At 69.4% G+C, this 6,150-nt stretch carries 6 protein-coding genes; 2 read left to right on the plus strand and 4 right to left on the minus strand.

Annotation, left to right across the window (positions count from 1 at the left end; translation table 11 throughout):
* Positions 1-39: 39 nt before the first annotated feature.
* The 3 genes from ACIBVL_RS36240 to ACIBVL_RS36250 all read right to left on the minus strand — a co-directional run bounded on the left by ACIBVL_RS36240 (position 40) and on the right by ACIBVL_RS36250 (position 2,335).
* Positions 40-645, minus strand: a complete 606-nt coding sequence (locus ACIBVL_RS36240) for a MarC family protein (protein ID WP_399104238.1) — start codon at positions 643-645, stop codon at positions 40-42.
* A gap of 67 nt (positions 646-712) precedes the next feature.
* Positions 713-1,570, minus strand: a complete 858-nt coding sequence (locus ACIBVL_RS36245; protein WP_399104240.1) for a PHP domain-containing protein — start codon at positions 1,568-1,570, stop codon at positions 713-715.
* Positions 1,571-1,693: 123 nt separating this feature from the next.
* Positions 1,694-2,335: a DUF6758 family protein gene (locus ACIBVL_RS36250; RefSeq protein WP_399104242.1), complete on the minus strand. Its 642-nt coding sequence runs from the start codon at positions 2,333-2,335 to the stop codon at positions 1,694-1,696.
* Between the two features lie 148 nt (positions 2,336-2,483).
* Between ACIBVL_RS36250 and ACIBVL_RS36255 the strand changes: the two genes are divergently transcribed.
* The gene (locus tag ACIBVL_RS36255) at positions 2,484-3,707 is read left to right on the plus strand and encodes an MFS transporter (protein ID WP_399104244.1); all 1,224 of its coding nucleotides are present in this window, start codon (positions 2,484-2,486) and stop codon (positions 3,705-3,707) included.
* 40 nt (positions 3,708-3,747) lie between these two features.
* On the opposite strand, the gene ACIBVL_RS36260 is transcribed toward ACIBVL_RS36255, so the two are convergent.
* Positions 3,748-4,332, minus strand: coding sequence for a suppressor of fused domain protein (locus ACIBVL_RS36260; protein ID WP_399104246.1), 585 nt, complete (start codon positions 4,330-4,332; stop codon positions 3,748-3,750).
* Positions 4,333-4,795: 463 nt separating this feature from the next.
* Between ACIBVL_RS36260 and ACIBVL_RS36265 the strand changes: the two genes are divergently transcribed.
* On the plus strand, positions 4,796-5,941 hold the full coding sequence (locus ACIBVL_RS36265; RefSeq protein WP_399104247.1) for a magnesium and cobalt transport protein CorA: 1,146 nt from the start codon (positions 4,796-4,798) through the stop codon (positions 5,939-5,941).
* The last annotated feature ends 209 nt before the right edge of the window (positions 5,942-6,150 follow it).

The raw sequence follows: 6,150 nt of genomic DNA on the forward strand, positions 1-6,150 counted from the left end.
GCGTCGACGCCGTACGGGGCTCTGTGCGCACCGGAGCGGTCAGCTCCCCCGGATCACCTGGGTGACCCCGTTGATGATCTGCTGCACGGCGATCGCGGAGAGCATCATGCCCGCGAGCCGTGTCACCAGGACCACGCCACCGTCCTTGATGACCCGGATGATCAGCAGCGAGTAGCGCATCACCAGCCACAGCACGACATGGATGGCGAGGATCGCCGCCCACACCGACACCTGCGTGGCGACACCGTCGGCCCGCTGCACGGCGAGGATGACGGACACGATCGCACCGGGACCGGCCAGCAGCGGCATCCCCAGGGGTACGAGCGCGACATTGACGTCCTTGGTCTGCTTCGGCTCGTCGGTCTTGCCGGTGAGCAGGTCGAGCGCGATCAGCAGGAGCAGCAGCCCGCCCGCGATCATCAGCGCGGGCACCGAGACGTGCAGGTAATCGAGGATCTGGTGACCGAGGAGCCCGAAGACGGCGATGACACCGCCCGCCACGCAGACCGCCTGGAAGGCCATCCGCTTCTGCACCTTGCCCGGACGTCCGGCGGTCAGGGCGAGGAAGATCGGGGTGATCCCAGGGGGATCCATGATGACAAAAAGGGTGAGGAAGAGGGAGCCGAAGACGGCAACGTCGAACATCAGTGCAGAGGCCTTGCGGAAGAGGGGTGAAGCGGAAGACGGGTGAATACGAGCCGAGGGGTGAGCCTCAGGCCCCGCCGGTCCCCGGCACCGGGAACGCCCCCGTCGCCCGCCGGGTGATCTCCCCGTACACCTCGGGGTCGGTCGTGTACTCGCCGAGCACGCAGGTCTTGCGGCTGCCGTGGTAGTCGGACGAGCCGGTGACCAGCAGTCCCAGTTCCTTCGCGAGCCCGCGCAGGCGCGCTCGGGTGTCGTCGTCGTGGTCCATGTGGTCGACCTCGATGCCGTCGAGGCCGGCGGCGGCCATCTCGGCGATCGCCGACTCGGGGACCGTACGGCCGCGCTTGGCGGCGCCCGGGTGCGCGAAGACGGCGACCCCGCCGGCACCCTTGACCAGCCGGATCGCCTCGAACGGATCGGTCTCGTGCTTCTCGACGTAGGCCCGCCCGCCGTCGGCCAGCCACCCGGCCGTGAAGGCGTCGCTCACCGTCGGCACGACACCCAGCTCGACGAGCGCGGTCGCGACATGCGGCCGCCCGACGGAACCGTCACCCGCGATCCGCGCCACCTGCTCCCAGGTGACGGGCACACCGAGCCCCTGAAGCCTGGCGACCATGCCCTGCGCCCGCGGCACCCGGTCGTCGCGCACCAGCTCGCGCTCGGCGAGCAGAGCGGGCTCCTCCGGGTCGAAGAGGTAGGCCAGCATGTGCATGGAGACCCCGTCGATACGACAGGACAACTCGGCACCGGTGACCAGCGTGAGCCCCTCCGGCACCGCGGCGATCGCCTCGGCGTACCCGCGAGTAGTGTCGTGATCGGTCAGGGCGACGACGTCCAGTCCGGCCGCGGCGGCATTGCGCACCAGCTCGGCGGGGGTGTCCGTACCGTCGGAGGCAGTGGAGTGGCAGTGCAGGTCAATGCGCACGAGCGAACTCCAGGACGGGACGGGGCGGAACGGGACGCTCCAGCATAGCGCCCATTTCGAACACCCCATGTCACACCCGCACCCCGGAAGCACCCCCTACACACCCGGCCCCGCGACCGCGGTCTACGGCTTGAGCAGGCGCGGCGACAACGCCCCGCAAGGCACCAACTCCACCTCTGCCCCCGCATCCCGCAGATCCGTCAGCACCAGCTCGTCGTACATCAGCAGCCCCGACTGCTCGGGCCACACCACCGCCCACAGCCACAACCCCCGCGCCTCCCCCGCGAACACCGCCCGGTCGTCCGGCGTGGCGGAGACATGCCACAGGGGAGTCGGCCGCCCGGCCGCCAGCACCTTCGCCTGCGCGGGTTTCTCCACGCTCATGTAGGGCCCGGGATCCGGCCCGTCGATCCCGGCGTACCACGCACCGAGTCCGACCCCGAGCTCCTCCGCGACCAGGATCAGCTCGCCCACCCCTCCGAGCGGCCCCGGTCCGGAGCAGGCGACGGCGGTGGCGCGACCACCACTGCGGTCGTCACCGGCGTACGTCACCCCCGTGAAGAGCCATCCGACGGGCAGGGGCCACGGCATCCACACAGGCACCTGCGTGCGGTGCACCACGACACTGAGGGCCTCGACGCTGGGCGGGATCACGGGCTGCAGCGGATGCACCGTCCCGTGCACATCGCACTGCCAGGAGTCGGAGAAGAGTCCGGGAGCCCTGACCCGGCCACCACACTTCGGGCAACTGGGTTCGCCCCTCATAGGGCCCCACGGTCCTACCGGAGCAGGCCCACGTCAAGGACGATCACCCGTCCGGACGGAACCAAAAAGGTAGATGTAACTTGCATTAATTAGTCCGTCTAACTTATCGTGTGTAAATACCAACCTTCTACCAGGACGGAGTCATCCCATGGACCCCTTCGACGCGGGAGCCGGCGGCCTGCTGCGACAGCCCGGGGCGGTCTGGGCGACCGCCGGCGCCTCGGTGGTCGCCTTCATGGGCATCGGCCTGGTGGACCCGATCCTGCCGTCCATCGCCCAGGGCCTCGACGCCACACCGAGCCAGGTCTCCCTGCTGTTCACCTCGTACTTCCTGATCACCGCGTTCGCGATGCTGGTGACCGGCTTCGTCTCCAGCCGTATCGGCGGCCGCAGGACGCTGCTGCTCGGCCTCGCCCTCGTGGTCGCCTTCGCGGGCCTGTCCGGCACCTCCGACTCGGTCGCCGAACTCGTCGGCTTCCGCGCGGGCTGGGGTCTCGGCAACGCCCTCTTCGTGTCGACGGCCCTCGCGGTCATCGTCGGCGCGGCGGCCGGCGGCAGCGCGGCGGCGATCCTCCTGTACGAGTCCGCCCTCGGCCTCGGCATGGCCTGCGGCCCCCTGCTGGGCGCGCTGCTCGGCGACGCCAGCTGGCGCTACCCCTTCTTCGGCACCGCGTTCCTGATGGGCGTCGGCTTCCTGTGCATCACGGTGTTCCTGAAGGAGCAGCCGAAGCCGGCCCGGAAGACCTCACTGCTCGATCCCCTCAAGGCGCTCGGCCACGGCGGCCTCGCCTCCGCCGCCGCCTCGGCGTTCTTCTACAACTACACGTTCTTCACCGTGCTGGCCTTCACGCCGTTCGTGCTCGACATGACCCCCTACAAGTCGGGGGCGGTGTTCTTCGCGTGGGGCGTGCTGCTCGCCGTCTGCTCGGTGGTCGTGGCCCCACGACTGCAGGAGCGGCTCGGCTCGCTCAAGGTGCTCGGCGGCTCCCTGGTGCTGCTCGCGGCCGACGTGCTGATCCTCGGTTACGGCGACCACACGACCGCGATCGTCTGCACGATCCTGTCCGGCGCCTTCATCGGCGTGAACAACACCGTCTACACCGAGCTGGCGCTCGGCGTGTCGGACGCCCCTCGTCCGGTGGCGAGCGCGGGCTACAACTTCGTGCGCTGGTTCGCCGCGGCGGCCGCGCCCTTCTTCGCGCCGAAGATCGAGGAGTGGACCGACATCCACATCCCGTTCGTGGTCGCGGCGGTCACCGCGGTCGTCGGCGCGGTCGTGGTCGTCGTACGGCGGAAGGCACTTGCCCACGAGGCGGAAGAGCTGACGCCCCGGCATGCGACCGAGGACGGTGTGACGGTCTTCGCCAACTGATGGTTTTCAGCCACCGGTTGGTGACATCGGTCACCCAAGCTCAGTCCAGCGGGACGGACTTGCGGGCGGGATCCCGCAGGTCCGTCCCGTTCGTCAGCCAGCGCTCCTGGAGGGCCTGGGCGCCGTGGACGCGCTTCCAGGCCGCCTCGTTCGGGGTCATGGGGAGCAGGGGCAGGAAGCGGACCGGATCGAGGGGGTCGTCGAGCTCCAGATCCTCCACCAGTCCGCCCGGCTCGGCGACCAGCACCGAGGTGAACGGAGCGCCGGGCCAGAGCGGCTCACCCACGTCGAGGGAGGCGCCCGGCGCCACGACCACACCCTCGACCTGCGGGGACGCGGCGAGCACGGCGAGCGGGCGGAGCACCTTGTCGGTCTCGGCGAGCCCGCCCCGTACGGAGAGGACGAGCTCGGCGCGCGGCCCCTTGACCGGATCGGCGACCGTCGCGGTGGGGTCCGTCATCGGCTGCGCGGACATGCCGAGCGTGGCGTAGCGGACGATGTCGCCCTCGTGGAAGCGGAGCACCTCGACGCGGTCCGTGCCCAGGAAGGTGACCGCCGCGCGGGCGTCCGGCTCGCCCAGCGCCGTACGCAACCGGGCCTCGACGAGAGGAAGAACATCAGCCATGTCGCGAGCATAGAACTCGTCAGTACCGGGCAAAGCAGCGCCTTGACACTTCAGTCGGCTGATACTCTTGCCCGGTGGTTCGGGGCAGCACGCAGAAGCGTCGCGATCTTGCCCCGACGCCGATGGGACTCCCTTACGAGGGACCGGCTGGAGGAGGTGGGGCTGTCATGGATCGAAGTCACCCGTGCAGTACCACTCGCTCTTCCCGCCGCTGATACAGCTGCTCTGGCTTCTGGGCCTCCGGCTGGTCGCCGCCTTTCCTGCTCGTTTCTTCGCGCGGAAGAGCACTTCGTTTCGCTTTGCCTGATCTGTCTGATCTGAATCAGTAACGAAACTCGCCACCGCGACGGTGCGGTGCTCCCCGCTTTGTGGACGTGCCAAACATCCGAAGCAGGACGTCCTCATTCCGGGTAGTTCCACCCGTCGCAGCGGCCTTTCGTCGCCCGATGCGAAGGAGCCTGCCATGTCGATGATCCGCGACCTGCGTGCCGTGGTCCGTCCCGCCCGTCCCTCCCTGCTCAAGGGCGGTGTCCGCAAGGGCACCGGCCGGGTGGACAGCGGCGCGTACGACACCACCCGCGACCCGGCCACGCCATCGGCGGTCGTCGACTGCGCCGTCTACCGCGACGGTTCCCGCGTGCCGTTCACGCAGTCGCTCACCCCGCAGGAGGCCATGCGCCAGGTGCGGCGCGACGGAGGCTTCGTGTGGATCGGGCTGCACGAGCCGACCGAGGCCGAATTCTCCGGTATCGCGAGCGAGTTCGGGCTGCACCCACTGGCCGTGGAGGACGCGGTCCAGGCCCACCAGCGCCCCAAGCTGGAGCGGTACGACGACTCCCTCTTCACCGTCTTCAAGACGATCCACTACATCGAGCACGACCGGCTGACCGCCAACAGCGAGGTCGTGGAGACCGGTGAGGTCATGTGCTTCACCGGCAAGGACTTCTTCATCACCGTCCGGCACGGCGGCCAGGGCTCGCTGCGCGCGCTGCGCCACCGGCTGCAGGACGACCCGGAGTTGCTCGCCAAGGGCCCCTCGGCGGTGCTGCACGCGATCGCCGACCATGTCGTCGACGGCTACATCGCGGTCGCCGACGCCGTGCAGGACGACATCGACGAGGTCGAGACCGAGGTGTTCTCGCCGGGTCGCAAGGGCACCCCGCGCGGCACCGACGCGGGCCGGATCTACCAGCTCAAGCGCGAGGTGCTGGAGTTCAAGCGGGCCGTCTCCCCGCTCCTGCGGCCCATGCAGCTGCTGAGCGAGCGGCCGATGCGGCTGGTCGACCCCGACATCCAGAAGTACTTCCGGGACGTCGCCGACCACCTCGCACGGGTCCAGGAACAGGTCATCGGCTTCGACGAGCTGCTCAACTCGATCCTCCAGGCCAACCTCGCGCAGGCCTCCGTCGCCCAGAACGAGGACATGCGCAAGATCACGTCCTGGGCGGCCATCATCGCCGTACCGACGATGGTCTGCGGGGTGTACGGCATGAACTTCGACTACATGCCGGAACTGCACTGGAAGTTCGGCTACCCGGTCGTCATGACCGTCATGGTCGGCATGTGCGTCGGCATCCACCGCACCCTGAAGCGCAACGGCTGGCTGTGACCGCCCCCGAGCAGGCCCTGACCAGTGCCGCGGCAGGCGACGTCCGCCCGGAGGGCGGGCCCGGCGGTGCCTGGTGCGTGCGATCGCAAGGCGGAGGGTCGCCCCGATACCGGATGTATCGGGGCGACCCCGACAACGCAGCGAGCGTGCGTGCCAGGCACCGCCGGGCCGGCGGGACTTTCACAACACGCCCTAGAAGGGGTACGGCG

Origin of the sequence: Streptomyces sp. NPDC049687 (assembly GCF_044465285.1) — a bacterium.
Taxonomy (GTDB): Bacteria; Actinomycetota; Actinomycetes; order Streptomycetales; family Streptomycetaceae; genus Streptomyces.

Coding starts and splice junctions, on each gene's coding strand:
- ACIBVL_RS36240 (WP_399104238.1), bottom strand. CDS start 645: ATGTTCGACGTTGCCGTCTTCGGCTCCCTCTTCCTCACCCTTTTTGTC.
- ACIBVL_RS36255 (WP_399104244.1), top strand. CDS start 2,484: ATGGACCCCTTCGACGCGGGAGCCGGCGGCCTGCTGCGACAGCCCGGG.
- ACIBVL_RS36260 (WP_399104246.1), bottom strand. CDS start 4,332: ATGGCTGATGTTCTTCCTCTCGTCGAGGCCCGGTTGCGTACGGCGCTG.
- ACIBVL_RS36250 (WP_399104242.1), bottom strand. CDS start 2,335: ATGAGGGGCGAACCCAGTTGCCCGAAGTGTGGTGGCCGGGTCAGGGCT.
- ACIBVL_RS36265 (WP_399104247.1), top strand. CDS start 4,796: ATGTCGATGATCCGCGACCTGCGTGCCGTGGTCCGTCCCGCCCGTCCC.